This window comes from Gardnerella swidsinskii (assembly GCF_023277705.1).
GTDB classification, from domain to species: domain Bacteria; phylum Actinomycetota; class Actinomycetes; order Actinomycetales; family Bifidobacteriaceae; genus Bifidobacterium; species Bifidobacterium swidsinskii.
Genome location: NZ_CP083176.1, coordinates 312,375 through 334,516, shown reverse-complemented (window position 1 = coordinate 334,516; position 22,142 = coordinate 312,375). Strand labels below are relative to the sequence as shown.

Here is a 22,142-nt window from a genome sequence, read left to right as displayed (position 1 = left end):
ACAATCTTGTAGATATTCGCATATGCGAGGGCTTGCAAATCGCGTATAGTAAAGATATACATCAATTCAGCAGATAGAGGAGCTAATATGCAAGAATATTCTCGTCCACTTGATGAGTCTATTGATACAGATGTTAATGTTTTCTCACTGCTAGAAGAGCGAGCAGAGCGCAATCCTAATGGTTCTTTGGTTGAATACGTTGGAGCTGACGGCGTTTGGAAGTCATATACTGCTCAAGAATTTAGAGATAAAGTAATAGCTGTCGCTAAAGGCTTTATTGCTAGAGGGGTAATGCCTGGTGACGCTGTGTCAATTATTGCTCACACTTCATGGCAATGGACAATTCTTGATATGGCTATTATGTCTATAGGCGCATTGACAGTGCCAATTTATGAAACAAGCTCTTCGTTGCAAATACAACATATTGTTCAAGATTCTCAAGTATGTTCAATATTTGTGGAGTCTCCTGAAATGTTGCCGAAAGTAGAGGCTGTTCAAGAAGAATGTCCTACTCTTCACGACGTATATGTGATGAATCGTGGTGCTATCGACGCGTGCATTGAATACGGTAAAGCAGTAACTGATGCTGAATTTTATGAGCGAGTGCACGCTGTTAATGGAAGTGACATAGCAACAATTGTGTACACTTCAGGTTCAACTGGTGAGCCAAAAGGAATTGAACTTACTCATAGCAATTTTGTCTTTATTGCTAAATCAGGTGTTATTTCTATGCCAGACATTGCGTTAAAAGGCAGCCCGCGTCTTTTGCTGTTCTTGCCTCTTGCGCACGTTTTTGCTAGGTTTATGCAATTGTTCTGCTTTGCTGGAAATATAACTCTTGGTTTGACGAGTAATTTGAAAACTGTATTGTCTGATTTTCAAACTTTTAAACCAACATTTATTCTTGGGGTTCCACGCATTTTTGAGAAGATTTACAATGCTGCTTCTCAAAAAGCAGGCAGAGGAGTAAAAGGTTTTATTTTTGCTTATGCATCTAAGGTTGCTCGCGAATGGTCTCGCGCTCAACAGTCTAGTTCAATGGTTCCTCCAATGCTCGCTCTTAGCCATTCAATATGTAAAAAATTAGTGTATGCTCCACTACTACACGTATTTGGAGGCTCTGTTTCATACGCTATTTCGGGCGGTGCTCCTTTAGATTTGTCGATTGCACACTTCTTTAATGGCATTGGTTTGCCTCTTCTAGAAGGCTATGGAATGACAGAAACTTGTGCTCCTTCTATGGTGAATCCTACGACAGGTTATCGCATTGGTACCGTTGGTTTGCCTGTAAAGGGTGTATCTGTTGCTATTGCTGATGATGGTGAATTGTGTATTAAAAGTCCTGCAGTGTGCAGAGGCTACCATAATAATCCTGAGCTTACCAAACAGCAGATTGTAAATGGCTGGTTGCATACTGGAGATTTTGGATCTTTAGACGATGACGGTTTTGTGCGTATTACAGGCAGAAAGAAAGATCTTATTATTACTGCTGGCGGTAAGAACTTATCTCCAAATGCGTTAGAAGCTTCATTAATGTCTTCACCTATTATTTCTCAAGCTGTTGTTATCGGAGACAGGAAGCCGTTTGTTTCAGCAATTATTGCGCTCGATTTATCAGAAGTAAATACTTGGCTTTCTTCGCGTGGTGCATGCCCCGTACGGTCTTTAAAAGAAGCTTCACATAACGGTATTGTGCGAGCAGAAGTTGAACGTGCTGTTAGCAAAGCAAATGAGCTAGTTTCTAGAGCTGAGTCTATTCGCAAGTTCGAAATAGTTCCAGATGAGTTTACTCAAGCAAACGGTTTGATTACGCCAAGTTTAAAGGCGCGTCGTCAAGTTGTTGTAGAGCGTTATAACGACCTTATCGAACACGTTATTTATGCTCCACGCAAACGTTAGCTGTGTGTAAATTCGTGGGGAATATAGCTTGAAGTTAGCTTGAAGCTGCAGATTGCGTTCCACAACTTATATTTCACAACTTGCGTTCCATAACTTGCGTTCAAAAATTGTATTTACAAGCCTGCGTCTGCTAATGATACGTAACCTGGGTCAATTAAACGTGACTTTAGATTTGTTGCGCTTACTGCCACTAATTGCTCGTTAACAGTAGGTACAGTTTCCCCGTGTTCAATTTTTATTTGCACTGTAGCGATTTTTTTGTCAAGTTTACCGTTTCTGTTCAAAGAATAACAAGTAGCAGTAAGATCTTGAACAATCTGCTTATGATTTTCTATAGTTGTCATCCATTGCTTTCCGCTCACAATGTTTGGCATAATATTTTTGTACGCGCCATAACCAGTTATTACTGGCCATTTCTTTGCTTCTGATTCTTCTTCCTCATCTTTTTTCTGCTGTTGTTGTAATTCTTTTTCGGATTTCTTTGCAGAATCTTTTGGAGCAGGAACTGGTCTTTTATTAAGATCTCGTTTCCCTATGAAGTTTCCGATAACGTCCGGCAAATTGAAAGATGGGTTTATATCTGCTGCGCTTCCTTCATAACCGAGATTGTTTAGTACTTGTACGGCTTGTAAAGCAATTTGATCATCGAGCGCAATAATTCCATCAACGCGATGCTTTGAGTGTGAAAAAAGACTTGTACTTTTCGTAATTCGTTTTGTTAACTCATTTTTCACAGAGTCAGCTACATCTGCGTCGAAAGCAACATTGGTCCAGTCTTTTTCGCTACTATTCACATTCAATCTTCCAGAAGTGCTTATTAATGTCCCAGAAGCAAAATATGGTCTCAAAACTTTCCAAATGCCAGCGAATGCTTCTTCAGCAAAATCATCATGGAATGCTGTTTCGCTATTTGCATGCGTATTGTTGTTAGAATCATCATCTTCGCTTGCTTCGTCGCTGTTATTTTGTTGATTATTATTGTTTGCATTAATATTTTTTTGATTGTGACATGGCAAAAGAACTTCAATATAGCGTGGATTTTCTTTAGTTGCACGATCTAGAGCGATTTTTTGTATCAGAGTTGTTGCTTGAATTTCGCCAATGGTTCTTGCGTCAGATAAATGGAACATCACATCAGGTTTGAAACCGCTAACACGTCGTGAGAGCATAACAACGTGGATTCCCGCCTTTTTTGCTAGGCGAAGTGAGGATGCCAATCGTTTTTCTGCATTAAGCTCATCTTTAGATGATTGAGAGTTATCGTCGTTTTGTAAATTTAAGTCCTGAGTATTTGATTTTTGTGTATTTTCAGAATTAGACGCAGGCAACGTTGCATAATCTCCATAGTTATTATTGCCGTTTTTGCTAGTCCATGGAGCTATAACAATTGTCGTTTTACTTAATTGTTTTTTGATTTTTGAATTTTCAGAAACAGAATTGTGCTTTCCTGAATTATTCTGTTTTGCATTGTTCAATGAGCTTAGCAAATTTACTACATAATCTTGCACATCGCGGCTTTGTTCTGAAAGGCTAGAAGAAGTTTTAGTAGTAATAGAATTATCGTCAAATCCCTTATCTTTTAACGATTTTATTAATTCTGGAACCAATATGTCCCACGTGCTTAGAGGCTTATTGCGTGTTATTGCTAATCCGTCTGATGGAGTAAAAACAATAACGTTACCGTGATTCGCTTGTTCTTTATTTTCAGATTTTAAAGAAGTTTTTGTTGAACTTGCGCACGAGCTAACAACAAAAAGCATCGTAACTAATGCTGCCAGCATAACTAAAGAACGATGCATAGTTCTGTTGCACAAACGAATCATAGTAGTGACCTCTCGTTTCGTGGTCTATCTGTTGCTGTCTATATGTGATCTACTTGTAACTATCTTCTAACATTGTATATAGCCATGTGCTAAATACTTACATTGCTATTTTAGTGAGCAAAATTATCTTATAGAACTTTTTATAAGACTTTCGCACATATTACGGTATTCGCTCACGTAGCCTCCGCCAAAGAACACGCAATGTCCTGCAATAGGGTAGAGCTGCCAAATAATCATGCGCTGCTCAAAACCTGCTTTAAGTGGATGAACAGACTGATAGCCGTCTAAAATCTGCCTAAAATAGCTGATTCCAAACAGATGAAGCATAGCTAAATCTTCTTCGCGGTGCCCACCATGTGCTGCAGGGTCGATAAGAACAGCTTCAGTGTGTTCGCCGTCTGAACTTTTAGTCCATAACACGTTTCCGCTCCACAAGTCTCCGTGAACTCGAGCAGGCTTATCTTCTGCAGCTTTTCCTAATAAATCAGGCAGCGCATCAATAACTTCGTTTGTAAGATCTAAATCGCTTTGAGTAAGCTCTCCGCGAGCAATACCAAGCTCAACCATAGGACGCAATCGTCCGTCCGCAAGGTAGTCAATAACGTTACTCCAAGTGCCAGTTGGCATTTCAACTGGATCACTTAAAGGTCCAAAATAGCATGTGCCATCGTAATCTGCTGGTGCTTCACCAAAATATTTTGCACCGTAATCGTGCATATGAGCGAGCGCTGCACCAAACTCAAATGCAGCAAGTGGTGTTGCTGAGTGAGTGTCAATGCGCTCAATATTAAGGTAACCGTTTCCCCAATCAAATACTTCAGCCACTCTAGGGCCGCCGTATTTGTGAGCTTCAGAAAGCCATTTTAAGCCTTTACCTTCGCATTCAAAGAAACGCTCAGGAGCGTATAATCTACTTTTCTTATATACAGCGTTGTTCATAGAAGCCTTCTTAGCGTAGTAGCGCATACGAAACATGTGCTACATACTTAATAAAATATTTATTAATTTATTCCCAAACTCACTATTTTACTGAAGTATTAGCACAATGAGCGATGCTGCGTTTAATTTGCAATAAGATTAGTACAATACTTACGCCAAGTAGGATGTGTCCGATTCCTGCTAAACCAGTTATGGCAAAATCTATAGATGGACTGAGATGTAGACGTAGTACTTGTGCAATTCCACGAGTAACCATCATTAGTGCTGTGAGGTTGAGTCCAATATGATAAGTTACTAAGATTCGTGTAGTTTTTTCGTTACTAAAACTGAAGTTTTTCTCAACTAATATAAGTAACAGAAAAACAACCATGCCAAGCATAAAGTAGTGTGTGTGAACTACAGCAAGCATACTTTTTGCATGGAAAGCATTAAATTTTGTAAATTCGCGATAAAAGACACCGCCAATCATGGCGAGGACAGCATACAACAAAGACGTATTAATATAACGTTTCATAACATGATTCATAGTAACTTCCTTACGTAGAGTGATAGTCAAATATTCCTTAGTAATGTTGCTGGTGTTACAAGTGTTTGTAAGCACTATTGCATAGTATGAGTGTTTTTGTAATGCGGACATACAGTTTTAACAAATTGATATCCAAAAAGCAATCCTGCTAAAAATAGTGCAGTTCCTAAGCCTGTGTAGAACACTGCAATAAACTGTTCTGGAGCTGCGTTAGTTGCGCGCAAAGCAATTCCGCCTGTCATCATAAAAGCCATAATTATGAAGGATTTTACGTCAAAGAATTTAAGGAAAAACTGCTTTTCTTCAGCATAGCCGTTAATTCTTTGAGTATGCTTTTTTACAAGTTTGCCAAAAATTAGGAATTGGAATATGCCAAAAACAAGAATAGACAAAGCATAATTAAGTGGTTGCAAATAATTTTGGTATGCTAACAACCCAATATTGAGAATATTAAAGCCTGCTGCTGCCCAAACTAAACAAGCAATAAGTAGTAGTGTATTCTTCGGTACTTTCAATTCTTAACCTCTTGTATTAAAAAGTTATTTAATAATAATTTGTTTACTATTGTTTTGTTTACTATTGTAATAATGGATTTTATGAAAAAGCTTGTTTGCATAAATTTATTGCATTAAACAGTAAAACTTTCGTAAAAAGCATATTTTTCTTAACAAAACTTGTAAAAAGTGTTGCGTAATGACGATATTAGACGCTATAGTCCTAGGGTATGAACGACAACGATCAACAGTATGCAACAGCTGACAACAAAGCTACTATTGCTGAGCCAGCTTTTCGTTACAACGCGCAGCTCGCACAAGATATTGAGCAGCGCTGGCAAAAAACCTGGGACGAGCAGGGCACATTTTGGGCCGCTAATGTTAAGGGCAATTTGAAGGATGGCGAAGGCAGGAATGCTGACGGTCGTCCTTCTTTCTTTGCAATGGATATGTTCCCGTATCCTTCCGGCAAAGGCTTACACGTTGGACATCCTCTTGGATATTTGGCAACGGATGTTGTAAGCCGCTACCATCGCATGAAGGGTGAGAATGTTCTTCATGCAATGGGTTATGACGCTTTTGGTTTGCCGGCTGAACAGTACGCTGTGCAAACTGGTCAGCATCCGCGCATCACCACTGAGGCGAATATTGCTAATATGCGCAGGCAGCTGCACCGCATGGGCTTGAGCTTTGATGATCGTAGGTCTTTTGCAACTATTGATACGAATTATGTGCGTTGGACGCAGTGGATTTTCTCCAAGCTTTATGACGCTTGGTACAACCCTGATTTTGTGCGCAAAGACGGCGGAAAAGGTTCTGCTCGACCAATTGCTGAGCTTGTTGATGAGTTTAAGAGCGGAAAGCGCGAAATTCCTGGTTTTGCAGGCAAAAAGTGGGAAGAGCTTAATAAAGTAGAGCAAGCGGATGTATTAAACAATTTCCGTATTGCTTATATTTCTAAATCTCCTGTAAATTGGTGCCCAGGCTTGGGAACTGTGCTCGCAAACGAAGAAGTTACTGCAGAAGGTAAGTCTGAACGCGGAAACTTCCCAGTATTCCAGCGCAACCTTCGCCAGTGGTCCATGCGAATTACCGATTATGGACACCGCTTGGTGGAAGATTTGAACACTATTGATTGGCCAGAAAAAGTTAAGCTTATGCAGCGAAACTGGATTGGCGAATCTCACGGTGCATCTGTGCACTTTGAAGTGCCATGTGCGGATGACGAAACGCGCGATTTGGAAGTGTACACTACTCGTCCAGACACGCTTTTTGGCACAACTTTTGCTGTTGTTTCTGTGGATCACCCAATTCTTGAGCATGTTCCAGAAGCTTGGGGTGCGGACGTTCCAGAAGGCTGGAAGGGCGGTTACGCAAGTCTTAAAGAAGGCTTGGCAGAGTATCAAGCTCAAGCTCGCGCGAAGACTGCTAAAGATCGCACGGAAGACGCAGGAGCAAAAACAGGCTTGTTTACGGGTCTTTATGCAATTAATCCTGTAACTGGAGCAAAGCTTCCACTGTTTGCTGCTGACTACGTGCTTATGGGCTACGGCACAGGTGCAATTATGGCAGTTCCTGGCGGCGACCAGCGCGATTATGATTTCGCAAAAGCATTCGGTTTGCCAGTAATTTACACTGTTGAGCCTTTGCCTGATTCCGAAGAAAAGTTGGAGGATTACGAGGGTAAAGCTCCGTTTGTTTCTCACGACGGAATTGTTATTAATTCAGCAGTAGAACATACTCATAAGCTTGGCGATGCTTTGTCTATTAACGGTTTGCGTGTAGATGAAGCTATTAAAAAGGTGACGACTTGGCTTGAAGCTGCAGGCGTAGGAAAAGGTAGAGTTTCTTACCGACTTCGCGACTGGCTGTTCTCTCGTCAGCGCTACTGGGGTGAACCATTCCCAATCGTTTACGATGAGGACGGTGTTGCTCACTTAGTGCCAGATAGCGAGCTTCCAATTGCATTGCCGGACGTTCCTGATTATCAGCCAAAAACTTACGCTCCAGACGACGCAAATTCTGAGCCTGAAGCACCTTTGAGCCGAAACGAGGATTGGGTAAAAGTTCAGCTCGACCTTGGTGACGGCGTAAAAACCTACTATCGCGACACCAACACTATGCCAAACTGGGCTGGTTCTTGCTGGTATTACATGCGCTACTTGGATCCAAACGACGCTGAGCATATGGTTGACAGCGATGAATATGACTACTGGATGGGCACAAACCGTCCAGGCAAAGAGCATGTTTCTGGCGGCGTTGACCTTTATGTTGGTGGTGTAGAGCACGCAGTTTTGCACTTGCTTTACTCCAGATTCTGGCATAAGGCGCTTTACGACTTGGGTTACGTGGATTCTGCTGAGCCATTCCACCGCTTGTTTAACCAGGGCATGATTCAGGCTTACGCTTATACGGATGAGCGCGGACAGTACGTTCCTGCTGACGAGGTTGAAGAAGGTGCTTCAAACGGCACTGGCGAGCCAACCTTTACGTGGCATGGCGAAACTGTGAACCGCGAGTTCGGCAAAATGGGCAAGAGCTTAAAGAATATTGTGACCCCAGACTACATGTACGAAAACTACGGTGCAGATACGTTCCGCTTGTACGAAATGAGCATGGGTCCGCTTTCTGAGTCTCGTCCGTGGAACACGCGTAACGTTGTTGGTGGCATGCGATTCTTGCAGCGCTTGTGGCGTAACGTTGTGAACGAAGAAACCGGAGCTTGCGTGGTAACTGACGACGCTTTGGATGAGAAGACGTTGAAGATTCTTAACAACACAATTGCAGAAGTGACTGTGGAAATGGAAGCAATGCGTCCAAATACTGCAATTGCTAAGCTGATTGTGCTTAACAACCACTTGACTTCGCTTCCTCACGTGCCGAGAGCAGCTGTTGAGCCGCTGGTTCTTATGCTGGCTCCAATTGCGCCGCATATTTGCGAAGAAATGTGGAGCAAGCTTGGACACACAAAGTCGATTGCTCACGCAGATTGGCCTGTTGCGGATTCTCGCTACGTTGGTGAGGATAGTGTTACTGCCGTTGTGCAAATCAAGGGCAAGGTTCGTGCAAAGCTTGAAGTTGATCCAAATATTGATGCTTCTGAGCTTGAAAAGCTTGCGCTAGAAGCTGTAGCTGATCGCTTGGGCGGTAAGGCTCCACGCAAGGTGATTGTGAAGGCTCCAAAGATTGTGTCTATTGTGCCTGACGAGAGGTAAAATTCGGCTTAATTAAGCTGCGCATTGACTTGCCGGAGCGCTCAAAGCGTAGCGCGCGTAGGCATTTCAACGCGGAAGCTCGCTTAAGTTGGAAGTCCAGTGGACTTCCAACGCGAGTTTCGGGGAATACTCCTTAATGTGGCGCGAGTTTTGGGGGATTTCTCTCCTCGCACGTCCCGTCCTTCGTCGCTCTAGCTGTTAGAGACTTTACTGTCTGCTTTGTTCTTACAAGAACGTAGCTTCCTCAGTCCTCTTTTAGTGCTCGTAGAGAAATCCCCCAAACTCTGCATGTTTAATCGTTAATAACCGTGCACATCGCAGAGATTTTTCGATTTTTCTTCTTCGCTCGACGAATCAGCAGCCTTCGGCTCTGACGTTCGTCTCGCTCAGTGCGAAAAATCTCAAATCTCACCACGTTGGTATTCGTACACTAAAGTCGCTTAATTAAGCTGCGCATTGACTTGCCGGAGCGCTCAAAGCGTAGCGCGCGTAGGCATTTCAATGCGGAAACTCGCTTAAGTTGGAAGTCCAGTGGACTTCCAACGCGAGTTTCGTAGCGAGCGCGTTAACCGCGCGAGCGTTCCTTCAGTCGCTTTGGCTGTTAAAGGTTTTAACCACAGGCGCGTATTTTTGTTGCGAAGTGTTAGTAAGTTGCCCAATAGTTAAGTTAAGAACTTTAAGAGTTGGGGGATTTATGGAAGACTTTGGGCAGAATTTTGGGCAGAATTATGCGCATAATTTTAGGTTTAATAAGCCTGCGTCTGATTTGCCTCGGAGACGAATTGCAACGTCTTTAGAAGAATTTTCTAACAGTAATTTTGGTAAAAATTTTAGTGACGACTATTGCGAAAAAGCTTGTAATTCTTTTGATGAAGAAATTATAAGTAGCAAAACTTCTCCTAGATTTCACATGAAGCCTGTACATACGCTTGCTTTAATGCTGATACTAGTTGCAGCTCTTTGTGCAAGCCTGACAATGCTCATTTCTCAATCCTTAACATATCAACGAGTTCAGAACGAAAAAGCAGGCGCGTTTGCAATAGAAAACGACGATACTAGTCGCGAAAAGCCTTCTTTTAATAATGTAAAAGATAAGAATAAAAATGATGATGAAGAAAAAAGCGTAAGTAATGAAAGCGACGAAAACAGCGGAAGTGATGTAAGTGACGGAGATGATGTAAGTAAAGGCAATAACGGAAGTAAAAGCAACAACAAAAGCAACAAAGGTGACAGTAATAACAAAAGCGACAAAGGTGACAGTAATAACAAAAGCGACAGAAGCAACGAGAATACTGCTTCTCATCAAAGTAACACTGGCAGAATCAATATAAACACTGCAACGCTTGATCAGCTACAAACCTTAAAAGGAATCGGACCCAAAACTGCTGCGCGCATTATTGCTCAGCGTAAAAGAGTTGGTTATTTTCGCAGTTTAGAAGATTTGATGCAAATTAAAGGAATTGGGCCTAAAACCTTGAATAAATTCCGTGGGAATGTTGACGTCAAATAGGTGAATTATGCGAGAAAACGTAGAAAAAGTAGAAAACGTTTCTGGAAGTCGTGATTTTCGTATGATTCCTGTTGCTGCAGCGTGCTGGGCTGGGTGCTTAATTGGAAAATTCTTATGCAATTTTACTATAATTTATTGCATTTCAATAGTTTTATTCAATGCAACTATAGTTTCGATTTTTATATTTTGCAAAAAATTTAAGTTTTTTATATGGCGCAGAACAGTTTTAGTAGCAATAAACGTTTTTGTAGCTGCGTGCATGCTTTCGTACATAACTCAATATGTGATATCTGGTGACGTTATTATGCGAGAAATACGCGGCAATAATCCTACTAAAGCACTGTATTTTCAAGGAAATAATGCCGAGCACGCGCATTTTGCAGAATTTACAGTAGTTGCTCCTGTGCGCTCGTCTAGAAGTTTTAAAGGAGATTGCCAAGCGAATGTTCAAGTGCATAAGTTTGATGCGCAAAAAAGTTATGTTCAAGCGCGACTGTATGCGTATTCGCCAATATGCAAGCAACTTAGCTATGGTTCGAGCCTAAGCGTTCCTGTTAGCGTGAAAGCTTCGAGATTTGATAGTAGTAAGCCTGAATTGCATGTAGAAAAAACTCAACGAAACTTGCATGTTGTACAAGACTCAGACTTTTGGCACAAAGCCGTTAGTAATTTGTGGAAATCGTTTTATGACGTAACAAATAAGCTCGATATGCAAGGCAGAATGTTGGTTCCTGGAGTAACTGTTGGCATGCTTGGGCAAGAATATGTGCCAGTAGAGGATGCAAGTTCACTTGAGCCGGTCGACGAAACTTATGCGAATATGACGCGTCAACATTTTCAACATGCTGGAATCATGCATGTTATGGCAGTTTCAGGCGGACACTTTTTGCTACTTAGTATGATTATTCGCAAGTTTTGCGCACGATTACTGTTGCCTCGTTGGTCTACATCTTTAATACAAATTACGTTGCAAATTGCTTTGGCTGCAATAGTTTACCCTTCTGCATCTGTGCTTCGAGCGTTAATTATGGGAATAATATCCGCTGTTGCATGGTGTTGTAAACGACCATACCAGTCAGCTAGTGCTTTAAGTTGGACTGTTATAGGCGTGCTTGTGGTAAATCCCTCATACGCTTGGGACTATGCTTTTGCTCTTTCTTCCGCAGCAACTTTGGGAATTGTTGTTATGGGAGTGCCGATTTCTAAAACGTTTGCAAAATATATGCCATCTTGTGTTGCTTCTGCGCTAGCTATAACGCTTTCTGCACAATTTTGGACTATGCCAGTGCAAATTCTTATGCAACCGGAAGTGTCTTTTATGTCTGTGCCAGCTAACTTAATAGTTGCGCCTCTTATGGATTGGGCAACAGTGTTCGGCTTAATTTCGCTAGTTTGTGCGAGCTTTAACGATGGATTATCGCTTATTTTTGCGAAAGCTTCATCAATTGGAACAAGCTTTATGCAAAAGTGTGCGTGTTGGTGCGATGAAGTATCTTTTGGCGTGTTTCCATGGATAAAAGGTGCTGCAGGAGCGTGGGCAATGTTGTGCGCGGAATTTGTGATATTGGCTTTGTTTATGCTAACTTTGCGAGCTTTTCGCAATAAGTATTATGTTCAAAGAGCTAACATAATTGGTCAACTGTGGTCTGCTTCTGCAAAGCGGACGCTACGAGAAGCAGAGAAAATTTTCGAAGAGTAGCAAACACGCACGCATATTCGAATGCAATATTATGATGGTTAAGAGTTGGTTGGTTTAAGGAGCATTATGGCAGCAAATAATAAGCGCGCGCAACGCGTTATGCCAGTTACGCTGGTAGTTGGAGGTGACGCTTACTTAAACGAGCTTAATGCTCGAACTGTGCGTGAAAAAGTTCAAGAAAGTGCTCCGGATGCTGAAATTATTGAACTCGATGCGTCAACTGCGGATCAGTACGCATTTGACGAAGCTGTAGGTCCTTCGCTTTTCGGTGACGGAACGATTGTAATAATAAATAATTTGCAACAAGCAGACGAGTCTTTAGTAGACGCAATCGAAAATTTCTGCAAACAAGCGCAAAATAGTGAAAATAATTTTGTAGGCTCTTCTGCAACTTGGGTTATTGCACGTCACGAAGGTGGGCTTAAAGGAAAGTCTATTATTACGCGCCTTACGAAAGCTGGCGCAAACACAATTACAGTGCCGGATCTTAAAAAAGACGATGCAAAACTCAACTTTGTTATGAGCATATTTGAGCGTCACAATCGAAGCGTTGAGCCTCAAGCAGCACAACGTCTTGTGTCAGTTTTGGGAAGTAAAACAGGAGAGCTTGCAGCATTATGCTCGCAATTATGCTTCGATTATGACGATAATCCAATAACGCTTGATATTGTCGATCGATACTTGATTGCAGATCCGCAAGTTACCGGCTTTTTTGTTGCGGATAAAGCTGTTGCAGGTCATGCAGGTTCTGCTGTGCTTGCAGCAAGAACTGCAATTGCTCAAGGAGTTGACGCCATAGCATTAATAGGTGCTTTGGCTGCAAAAGTACGCGTAATTGCGCTCGCAATGGCAATTCGCAACGGCACGATTTCTAGTGCTGAAGCGAAAGTAAACCCGTGGGCGCTTAAAATAGCAATGCGTCAGCTTGCTGGATGGAATAGTGCAGGTGTTTCTCAATGTTTGCAATCTTTAGCTTGGGCGGATGAGCAGTGCAAAGGCGGATCTAGTGACGCGAATTATGCGCTTGAAAAATGTATTATGCTCATTGCGGCTCGAGGAAATTAGAAAGCGTAAATTAAGAATCGTAATTAAGAATCGCAAATAGGAATCGTAAATAGGAAACGTAAATTAAAAATCGTAAATTAATAACTGCAAATTAGAAAGATTGTGTTAAGTATGAAAGAAGAAACGGTGTCAGAACAGCAAAAAGTTTGTACTGTGCCTACGGATGCTGATATGCGTGAGCTTGGCAAAGCTGTGGCAAAACTAGTTAAAGAAGGCGACGTTCTGCTGCTTTCTGGCCCTCTTGGAGCTGGTAAAACAACGTTCGCTCAAGGTTTTGGTGCAGGGCTTTCAATTAGTGAGCCGATTGTGTCTCCAACTTTTACGATTGCGCGCGAATTGCACGGCACTTTTGCGGATGGTAAGCCTGCGACGTTAATTCACGTCGACGCTTACCGTTTGGGTGGCGAAGATTTTGCTCCGGGGCAAGATACTGTTTCGCGTTTGCTTGACGAGCTTGAATCTTTGGGGCTTGACGAAGCTTTGGAAGAGCCAGGAGACGGCACTGTTGTGCTTATGGAGTGGGGTGAGCAAATGGCAGGAGTGCTTGCTGCTGAGCGCTTAGAAGTTCATATTGCAAGACCTATTGACTCTTCGCAAGTAGACGATTTTACTAGCGATGGCGAGCGAATCGTAACTTTGAAAGCTGCTGGCAAGGATTGGCTTAATCGACTTGCAAAATTGTAATTAAGAAATAGGCAGAGTAATACGCGAGTAATACATAAGTAAATAACGCAGTAAATAACGCAAGTTGTGCTAAGCGAGTAAGCTAGTCTGGTACGTGACTTCGAGGAATGAACATGAGTAATACGCTGATTATTGACACATCATTTGGCTCTACTGTTGGAATTGTGGACCATGAGCCGATTGTTGAAACCGACTCTCGCACTCACGTGGAGCGTTTACAAGTAAATATTGCAAAAGTTGTGGAGGACGCTGGGTTTAAGCCTTCCGATATTAAACGCGTGGTTGTGGGAGTAGGTCCTGCTCCTTTTACAGGACTTCGCGCAGGATTAGTTGCAGCAAAAGCGATTGCGTTTGCAAATAATGCTGAAATTTTGGGGTGTGATAGTCTTCTTCCTCAAAGTTTGATGATGCGTTCTGGCGCGTTCGAAGAAGCTCGCAAAAATGGCAGTATAGAGAAGGGTTTTCTACTAAATCTTCCGAATGATGCTGATTCTTGCGACTCTAATATTCGTCACTACGTGCTTTCACTAAATGATGCACGCCGTCGTCAAGTGTACATGTCCTTGTACGACGACGAAGGAAATGCGCTAATAGATATGGATATTGACTATCCGCAAAATGTTGTATCTCGCGTAAACGAGTATTTAGCAAGACAAACTAACGAAAATTATTGCGTGGATGTGCTCGGACACGGTGCTAAAAAATACGTTGAAGACTGGCGAAATATTGCGCATGTTGGCGTTATTGCAGAAGTTTGCGCGCTTGACTTGGGTGTGCAAGGCTTGCAAATTTTCGAGCAATGCTCTTTGGAATGTGCAAATAAAGATGAGCACGTAAAAGCTGTTGAACCGCTTTATTTGCGCCGTCCGGACGTGTCTGTGCCAAATCCGCTTAAGCATGTGCTTGGCTCTGGCGAAGCGAATAAGGCAAAAGAAAAATAGAAGCGTTTTAACGATTTGAGTAATTATGATTGTTGATATAACGCGTTCTCAATTTCCAGCAGTAGTCGAGAATTGCAATATAGTTCCAAAGTGCGATTTTACTTGCGATGAGTTAGCGCAAAAAATAGCGCCTATTGAAGCTGACTTGTTTGGCAAAGGCTCATGGAATGAGAGCATGATTTCGCAAGAATTACAAGCTCCTATGCGCGCGTATTACGCTCAAATCGACGAAAATACGCATACATTATGCGGGTATGCTGGCTACTGGTTTGACGGCGATGACGCGCAAATAATGACAATTGGCGTTGCAAAACAATATCAACGAAAAAGCATAGCCTCTAAGCTTTTGTTGACAATGATTAAAACTGCAAAACAAATTGGTGCTAAACGCATGCTGCTAGAAGTGCGAGTTGACAATGTTCCTGCGCTCGCGTTGTATGAACGTTTTGGTTTTAAGAAAATGGGTTTGCGAAAACGTTACTATCAGCCGGAAGGTGTGGATGCGTACACAATGTGCGCTGATCTAACCGCAAAAAATAACGGAACTGAGGAATAACGAGGAATAACGAGGAATAAAATGAGCGAAGCAATCGTATTGGGAATTGAATCAACTTGTGACGAAACTGCCGCAGCTATTGTGCGCGGACGCACGCTGGTGTCAAATGTGGTGGCATCTTCAATGCAAGAGCATGCGCGCTACGGCGGTGTGATTCCAGAAATTGCTTCTCGTGCGCACGCTGAAGCTTTTGTGCCGGTTGTTTCTAAAGCTTTAGCAGACGCAAACATGGATTTAAGCGATGTTGACGCGATTGCAGTAAGCGCAGGTCCCGGTCTTGCTGGCTGCTTAGCTGTGGGAGTTTCGGGAGCTAAAGCATTAGCTTGGGCTGCAAATAAGCCGATTTATGGTATTAATCATGTAATTGGGCATATTGCAGTAACGCAATTGCAATTCGGCGATGTGCCGGAAGATGTACTTGCTTTAATTGTTTCCGGCGGTCACACTTCGCTTCTTCACGTGAACGATATTGCTAAAAGTATTGACGTTGTTGGCACAACTTTGGACGATGCTGCCGGCGAGTGCTTTGATAAGGTTGCGCGATTGCTTGGATTCCCATACCCGGGTGGTCCTCATATTGATAGGCATGGAAGGCTTGGAAATCCGAATACTTTGAAAGTTCCGCAAGGTTTAACGCAAGGTCGTTCCGGCAAAGAGCATCCGTACGATTTCAGCTTCTCGGGTGTAAAAACTGCTGTTGCTCGTTGGGTTGAAGCGCGTGAAGCTCAGGGTCTTGAAATTCCAGTTGATGACGTGTGTGCTTCTTTGGCTAATTCTGTGGCGGAAGTGCTTTCTAGAAAAGCTATGATGGGCTGCGAGCAGTACGGTTCTAAAACGCTTATGATTGGTGGCGGATTCTCCGCTAATTCGCAGCTTCGCGAGCATTTGTTGGCTTGCGGCAAGGAGCATGGAATTGAAGTGCGTTTGCCAGAGCTTAAGCTTTGCACGGATAACGGTGCGATGGTTGCAATGCTAGGCGTGAATTTGGTAGAAGCAGGGGTTCGTCCTTCTGCTCCTGATTTTGCAATCGATTCTGCTATGCCGCTTACGACGGTGAGCTTATAATAGTAGAAATAATAAAAGTCGCGCTAAGAAATCGTGCTCTAAAAATAAGTGAGGTGTTTTGTGCAGTCAGTTAATTCGCGTAGTGGAGTGTTACGAGTAGGTGAGAAGATTCAGTTCACCGATCGTAAAGGTAAGCGAATTACTGCACAGCTTGTTGCAGGCGGGGTTACGCAAACTGAGCACGGTCTTATTTGTCACGACGACGTGATTGGTCAAAGCGAAGGCGTTGTAATTACTACTGTTAGCGCAAAGCGCGAAACGCAACAAACTATTGTTGATCCTTCTAAATTGTCCAACAAACCTTGGAAGGCGGCGCGCGCTATTGGTGGCTGGGATTATGTAGTTATGCGGCCGCGCATGGTTGACTACGTGCTTTCTATGCCTAGGGGTGCGCAAATTATGTATCCGAAAGATATTGCGCAAGTAATCGCTTTAGGAGATATTCGTTCTGGCATGCGCGTTTTGGAGTCGGGGGCAGGCTCTGGCGCGATGAGCTTAAGCCTTTTGGACGCAGTTGGGGAGTGCGGAAAGCTTACTACGATTGAGCTTCGCCCGGATTTTGCACGAATTGCTGAATCTAACGCAACTTTGTACTACGGAAAGCGACCAGAATGGTGGAATTTGCTTACTGGCGATTTTGATTCTGTTGCAAAAACCTTAGATGCGCACAGCGTGGATCGCATTATGCTAGACATGCTTGACCCTTGGAATCGCCTTGAACAAGCACATCGCGTTATTGTGCCTGGAGGCGTGCTTATTGCGTATGTTACGACTACTACGCAAATGTCTCGCATGGCTGAAGCTTTGCGAGAAAGTGGCATGTGGACTGAGCCAGAAATTCAAGAAACATTGGAGCGCACTTGGAAAGCTCAAGGTTTGGCTGTGCGCCCGGATCACGCGATGATTGGTCACACTGGATTTTTGATTGTTTCACGCGCAATGGCTGAAGGTTTTAGTGCTTTGAAGAAGCGTGAACACGGTACTAAAGATACTGTGAGCGATATTGACGATATGACAGCAGAAGAGCGCGCTGAACAGTTGGAAGACTTGTCTTTGCGCGATATTTCGGATCGTAAATTGCGTAAAGTTTTACGTGATTTAGACGTGCAGCTTGCGCAATTGCCGGAAGATTCGCAGTCGCAAGATTTGCAAGATTCGCAGTCTGCACAACAATCAGCGCATAATCAAGCTAAGTAGGAGAGCATTATGGCATCACCAATGAAAAAGCTTATGAAGAAAGCACATCATAGTAAGTACGTTTTGTTGCTGATGCGTCATGCGAAGGCTGAAGCTCCTGAAATGGGCGACGACTGGGGTCGTGGTCTTACTGATAAGGGCTTGAAGCAGGCGAAAATTATGGCAAAAGGCTTGGAATCTTTGAAGCTTGTGCCGAATTATATTGTGTGTTCTAGTGCGAATCGCACTGAGCAAACTTTGAAACGCATGTTGAAGCGTTTTGGCGACTCTCCTGTGGTTGAGTCGCGCAAAAGTCTTTATGATGGCGGCATGCAATCTGTTATGGACGAGTTGCAAGCGATTCGAGGCGATGTTCATACGACGATGATTGTTGGGCATGAGCCGACGATGTCGATGGCTGCGCAGTGGCTTTCTTCGCCTGATTCGGATCCGGATGTGCTTGGGGCGATGCGTTTGGGGCTTGCTAATGCGTCGGTTGTGGTGCTTGTGTCTGATCGTCCATTCGCGACTTGCGGATTGCGCGGTGCTACTGCTCTCGCAATCCTTACGCCCAAATCCTTTGCCTAGCTAAGAATGCGCTGATTTCTGTTGTTCAAGGCACACTAGCATCAGTGCTGCCGCCCACACCACGCCAAAAAATAATCCCCCCGCTGCGCACCCACCCGTAGCTTAATTGCATAGTTTATGTTATTTTGATTGGTTTGTTGTGAGCAATGGAAATTGCTTGGTCGAGCAATATAAAAGCGGAGCGATAGTAATATCTTTTTGATAAATAACTATTTTTGAAAGAAAGTAAGTAAAAAACTAAACTTAACTATGCAACCTTTAAGTCTAAATAAGGTATAAGAGCGTAGCGCTGCGAGACAAGTAATTTCCATTGCTCACATTTCGCCAAGGAAAAGAAACGCGCACGAAATTAAGCATATAAATTAATCTTATAACGACACCCCAAGTTCTTGAATGACCGCATTCAAGCATTTCTTTGCTAGGCTAAAGCGAGTCAAAGAAATTTTTTGGAGGATGTATGTCTGCGGTTTTTACTTCTGTTTCCGGTTTTCCACGTATTGGTGCCAATCGTGAGTTGAAGAAGATTATTGAACGTTACTGGAAGCAGGATGCTTCTTTGGACGAAGTGCGTGAGGTTGCTCAATCTTTGCGAGCTAAGCATTGGCGTTTGCAAGCTGAAGCTGGGATTGATTTAATTCCAAGTAACGATTTTAGCTACTATGATCAAATGCTCGATACTGCTATTTTGCTTGGTGCTGTGCCTGAGCGTTACAATGCTTTGAATTTTGAGCATGCTGAGGATACTTTGTTTGCTATTGCTCGCGGCTACCAGGGTGAGCGCGGCGATGTGACGGCTTTGCCTATGAAGAAGTGGTTTACTACGAACTACCACTATATTGTGCCGGAAGTTGAGAATCCGGAAGCCTTGCATTTGGCTGGAACTAAGCCTTTTGATGAGTTTTTGGAGGCTCGCGCGCAGGGTTTGGAAACTAAGCCTGTGCTGATTGGTCCGTACACTTTTTTGAAGTTGGCTCGTACTCCTGAAGCTCAGGAGTTGGAAGTAACAGAGTCTGTGATTTCGGCTCTGGCTTTTGCTTATGCGAGTATTGTTAAGCGTTTTGGCGAGCTTCACGCAACTTGGTTGCAATTTGATGAGCCTTATTTGGCGTTGGATAAAGAGGAAGGCGATTTGGAGCTTTTTGAAGCTTTGTATAAGCCTTTGCTTGAAGCCAGGAGTGCGGAAGTTAAGCTTCTTCTTAACACGTATTTTGGCAATATTGCTGACGCTTACGAAACTGTGAATGATCTTGGTTTTGACGGCGTTGGCGTTGATTTGGTGGAAGGCAAGGAAGAAAATCTTGCAGCCATTGAGCATTATGGTGTGAACGAAAAAACTACGCTTTTTGCAGGCGTTGTGAACGGTCGCAATATTTGGCGCAACGATTATGCTGTAAGCCTTGGTTTGGTTGACGCTTTGCGCGAGAATATTACGGATCGCGTGGCTGTTTCTACTGCTTGCTCGCTTCTTCACGTGCCTTTTAGCACTGTTGGTGAGGATGCTTTGGGTGCGGATGTTTTGCAACATTTTGCTTTTGCTGTTGAAAAGTTGCAGGAGATTCGCGATATTGCCAATCTTGCTACAGAAGGCGACGAAAGCCGCAAATCTAGTAACGTTTTGGCTAAAAATCAGGCTTTGTTTGACGGTTCACGCGTGAAAGCGGATGTTGCTGTTGCTAATCGTCTTGCGAATCTTAAGGATTCTGATTTTGTGCGATTGCCTAAGAGGGTGGAGCGTCAGCGTTTGCAAAAAGAAGCTCTTGGCTTGCCGGATTTGCCAACGACAACTATTGGATCCTTCCCACAAACTAAGGATATTCGTAACGCTCGTGCTGATCTTCGTAAGGGCGAAATTACTCGCGAAGCTTACGACGAGTTTATGCGCAATCGCATTGCTCAGTGCATTGAGCATCAGGAGCAAATCGGCTTGGATGTGCTTGTTCACGGCGAGTTTGAGCGAAACGACATGGTTGAATATTTTGGCCAGCATTTGCGCGGCTTTAAGTTTACGAAGAACGCTTGGGTGCAGTCTTATGGCACTCGCTGCGTGAAGCCTCCAATCGTGTGGTCGGATGTTTCTCGCGAGTCTGCAATTACTGTGTCGTGGAGCGCTTATGCTCAAAGCTGCACGAAGCATATTGTTAAGGGCATGCTTACAGGTCCTGTGACGATTCTTAACTGGTCTTGGCCTCGCGAGGATATTACGCACGAGGAGCAGACTCAGCAGTTGGCTCTTGCTATTCGCGATGAGGTGTTGGATTTGGAGCGAGCTGGTATTCGTGTGATTCAGATTGATGAGGCTGCTTTGCGTGAAAAGTTGCCGCTTCGTCGTTCTGATTGGCATAAGAAGTATTTGGATTGGGCTATTGCTGCTTTCCGCCTTGTTCATTCTGCTGTGGCTGCGACTACGCAAATTCACACGCATATGTGCTATTCGGAGTTTAATGACATTATTCGTGACATTGACGCTATGGATGCGGATGTGATTTCTTTTGAGGCTTCTCGCGGTGACTTGGTTGTGCTTGACGCTATTCACGACGCGCATTTTGAGACTGAGGCTGGCCCTGGCGTTTACGACATCCATTCTCCTCGCGTGCCTGGTAAGACGGAGCTTGTGGAGCGTATTCACGAGATTTTGCGCAAGATGCCTGCCGAGAAGCTGTGGATTAACCCGGATTGCGGTCTTAAAACTCGAGGTGACGCTGAAACTTGGCCAAGCTTGGAGAATCTTGTTTCTGCAGCTAAAGAGGTTCGCGCGCAATTGCAAGCTAACAAGCTAAGCAATCAGCAGTGCAATTCTCAGTGCAAGGGGTGAGTTATGCCATATAAACCAAAGTTTTCGCTGGAAGTTTTCCCACCTAAGCGCACATCTCCTATCGGTACGATTTATGATACTTTGGATGGGTTGAAAGGCCTTGACCCGGATTTTATTTCGGTTACTTACGGCACTGGAAAGCTGCAGGATCGTACTGCTACTGCGCGTATTGCGAATACGATTCGCTCCGAATATGGTATTGACGCGGTTGCTCATTTGACTGCTCGATACCTTGATTATGATGCTGTTGATGAAGCTTTGGAAATGTTTGATAATGCTGGTGTTTCCGGGGTTTTGGCTTTGCGCGGCGACGTGATTGCGGGCCAGGAATCGGCAGGCGTTTTTGAGCACGCTAGTGACTTGGTTTATTATATTCGTTCAAAGCACCCGGATTTGCCGATTTTGGGTGCTTGCTACCCGGAGAAGCATCCGGAAGCGGAAAGTTTGCAAGCGGATATTGATAATTTGAAGCGCAAGGTTGATGCGGGTGTTACGCATTTAATTTCGCAACTTTTTTACGATAACGAGGATTTTTTGCGCTTCCGTGATTTGGCGCGTGCGGCAGGCATTAATGTGCCGATTGAGGCTGGAGTGATGCCTGTTGCGAACGCTTCGCAAGTTAAGCGCATGACGAGTTTGTGTGCGTCTCGCATTACTTCGCAAGTTTCCGCAATGATGGATCGTTGGGGGAGTAATGCTGATTGCTTGCGCGATGCTGGCAGTATTTTTGCTTCTCAGCAGATTAACGATTTAATTGCTGAAGGTGTGGATGGTATTCACTTGTATACCATGAATCATCCGGGTATTGCGCGAAGGATTTGGGCGAATGTGAAGCCGCTTTTTACGAAGATTGGGTAGGTGGTAGCGTTTGCGAGTTTTGGGGGATTTCTTTATTTGCGGTTTTATTTTATGCAAAGGTGAGTGATAGGAATTACTTGTCTCGCAGCGCTACGCTCTTATACCTTATTTGGACTTAGCGGTTGTGTAGTTAAGTTTAGTTTTTTACTTACTTTTTCTGCAAAAATAGTATTCGTCAATAATATTATTACTATCGTTCCGCTTTTATATTGCTCGACTAAGCAATTCCTATCACTCACACGTTAATTCACTCACAATTGTTTTTGTTGTGGTGGGAAGAGTGCTTGGAGTG

17 protein-coding genes are annotated in these 22,142 nt (G+C 43.5%); 13 read left to right on the top strand and 4 right to left on the bottom strand.

What is annotated here, in order from left to right; genetic code table 11:
* Nucleotides 1-87 precede the first annotated feature (87 nt).
* The gene (locus K9E37_RS01350; protein WP_116994664.1) at nt 88-1,899 is read left to right on the top strand and encodes an AMP-dependent synthetase/ligase; all 1,812 of its coding nucleotides are present in this window, start codon (nt 88-90) and stop codon (nt 1,897-1,899) included.
* Nucleotides 1,900-2,012: 113 nt separating this feature from the next.
* Here K9E37_RS01350 and K9E37_RS01345 read toward each other — a convergent pair whose 3' ends face one another.
* From K9E37_RS01345 to K9E37_RS01330, 4 genes are all read right to left on the bottom strand, one after another.
* Entirely contained in the window at nt 2,013-3,722 is a 1,710-nt protein-coding gene (locus tag K9E37_RS01345) for a substrate-binding domain-containing protein (protein ID WP_248893415.1), read from the bottom strand.
* A gap of 123 nt (nt 3,723-3,845) precedes the next feature.
* Nucleotides 3,846-4,661 carry a fructosamine kinase family protein gene (locus K9E37_RS01340; protein WP_116431622.1) on the bottom strand — a complete coding sequence of 272 codons (816 nt, stop codon included), beginning with the start codon at nt 4,659-4,661 and terminating at the stop codon, nt 3,846-3,848.
* An 82-nt stretch (nt 4,662-4,743) separates the two neighbouring features.
* The gene (locus K9E37_RS01335; RefSeq protein ID WP_080551015.1) at nt 4,744-5,187 is read right to left on the bottom strand and encodes a DUF2871 domain-containing protein; all 444 of its coding nucleotides are present in this window, start codon (nt 5,185-5,187) and stop codon (nt 4,744-4,746) included.
* 74 nt (nt 5,188-5,261) lie between these two features.
* Complete coding sequence (locus K9E37_RS01330) at nt 5,262-5,702, bottom strand: hypothetical protein (RefSeq protein ID WP_004108264.1); 441 nt, start codon at nt 5,700-5,702, stop codon at nt 5,262-5,264.
* 209 nt (nt 5,703-5,911) lie between these two features.
* On the opposite strand from K9E37_RS01330, the gene leuS reads away from it, so the two are divergent.
* The 12 genes from leuS (at nt 5,912) to metF (ending at nt 21,850) form a co-directional block, all read left to right on the top strand.
* Entirely contained in the window at nt 5,912-8,896 is a 2,985-nt protein-coding gene (gene leuS / locus K9E37_RS01325; RefSeq protein WP_248893413.1) for a leucine--tRNA ligase, read from the top strand.
* Between the two features lie 694 nt (nt 8,897-9,590).
* On the top strand, nt 9,591-10,406 hold the full coding sequence (locus K9E37_RS01320; protein WP_248893411.1) for a ComEA family DNA-binding protein: 816 nt from the start codon (nt 9,591-9,593) through the stop codon (nt 10,404-10,406).
* Nucleotides 10,407-10,413: 7 nt separating this feature from the next.
* The gene (locus tag K9E37_RS01315) at nt 10,414-12,105 is read left to right on the top strand and encodes a ComEC/Rec2 family competence protein (RefSeq protein ID WP_248893409.1); all 1,692 of its coding nucleotides are present in this window, start codon (nt 10,414-10,416) and stop codon (nt 12,103-12,105) included.
* A gap of 66 nt (nt 12,106-12,171) precedes the next feature.
* A complete protein-coding gene (holA, locus tag K9E37_RS01310) occupies nt 12,172-13,170 on the top strand; it encodes a DNA polymerase III subunit delta (protein ID WP_248893407.1) in 999 nt (332 codons plus the stop codon).
* 111 nt (nt 13,171-13,281) lie between these two features.
* Nucleotides 13,282-13,854: a tRNA (adenosine(37)-N6)-threonylcarbamoyltransferase complex ATPase subunit type 1 TsaE gene (gene tsaE, locus K9E37_RS01305; RefSeq protein ID WP_248893406.1), complete on the top strand. Its 573-nt coding sequence runs from the start codon at nt 13,282-13,284 to the stop codon at nt 13,852-13,854.
* A 113-nt stretch (nt 13,855-13,967) separates the two neighbouring features.
* Nucleotides 13,968-14,795: a tRNA (adenosine(37)-N6)-threonylcarbamoyltransferase complex dimerization subunit type 1 TsaB gene (gene tsaB, locus K9E37_RS01300; protein WP_012914281.1), complete on the top strand. Its 828-nt coding sequence runs from the start codon at nt 13,968-13,970 to the stop codon at nt 14,793-14,795.
* 25 nt (nt 14,796-14,820) lie between these two features.
* Complete coding sequence (rimI, locus tag K9E37_RS01295) at nt 14,821-15,351, top strand: ribosomal protein S18-alanine N-acetyltransferase (protein WP_248893404.1); 531 nt, start codon at nt 14,821-14,823, stop codon at nt 15,349-15,351.
* Between the two features lie 21 nt (nt 15,352-15,372).
* Nucleotides 15,373-16,416, top strand: coding sequence for a tRNA (adenosine(37)-N6)-threonylcarbamoyltransferase complex transferase subunit TsaD (tsaD, locus tag K9E37_RS01290; RefSeq protein WP_076002926.1), 1,044 nt, complete (start codon nt 15,373-15,375; stop codon nt 16,414-16,416).
* Between the two features lie 60 nt (nt 16,417-16,476).
* The gene (locus K9E37_RS01285; RefSeq protein WP_248893403.1) at nt 16,477-17,613 is read left to right on the top strand and encodes a tRNA (adenine-N1)-methyltransferase; all 1,137 of its coding nucleotides are present in this window, start codon (nt 16,477-16,479) and stop codon (nt 17,611-17,613) included.
* Between the two features lie 9 nt (nt 17,614-17,622).
* The gene (locus tag K9E37_RS01280) at nt 17,623-18,180 is read left to right on the top strand and encodes a SixA phosphatase family protein (protein WP_004108244.1); all 558 of its coding nucleotides are present in this window, start codon (nt 17,623-17,625) and stop codon (nt 18,178-18,180) included.
* A 457-nt stretch (nt 18,181-18,637) separates the two neighbouring features.
* Nucleotides 18,638-20,992 carry a 5-methyltetrahydropteroyltriglutamate--homocysteine S-methyltransferase gene (gene metE / locus K9E37_RS01275; RefSeq protein ID WP_248893401.1) on the top strand — a complete coding sequence of 785 codons (2,355 nt, stop codon included), beginning with the start codon at nt 18,638-18,640 and terminating at the stop codon, nt 20,990-20,992.
* Between the two features lie 3 nt (nt 20,993-20,995).
* On the top strand, nt 20,996-21,850 hold the full coding sequence (gene metF, locus K9E37_RS01270) for a methylenetetrahydrofolate reductase [NAD(P)H] (RefSeq protein WP_004108239.1): 855 nt from the start codon (nt 20,996-20,998) through the stop codon (nt 21,848-21,850).
* Nucleotides 21,851-22,142 lie beyond the last annotated feature (292 nt).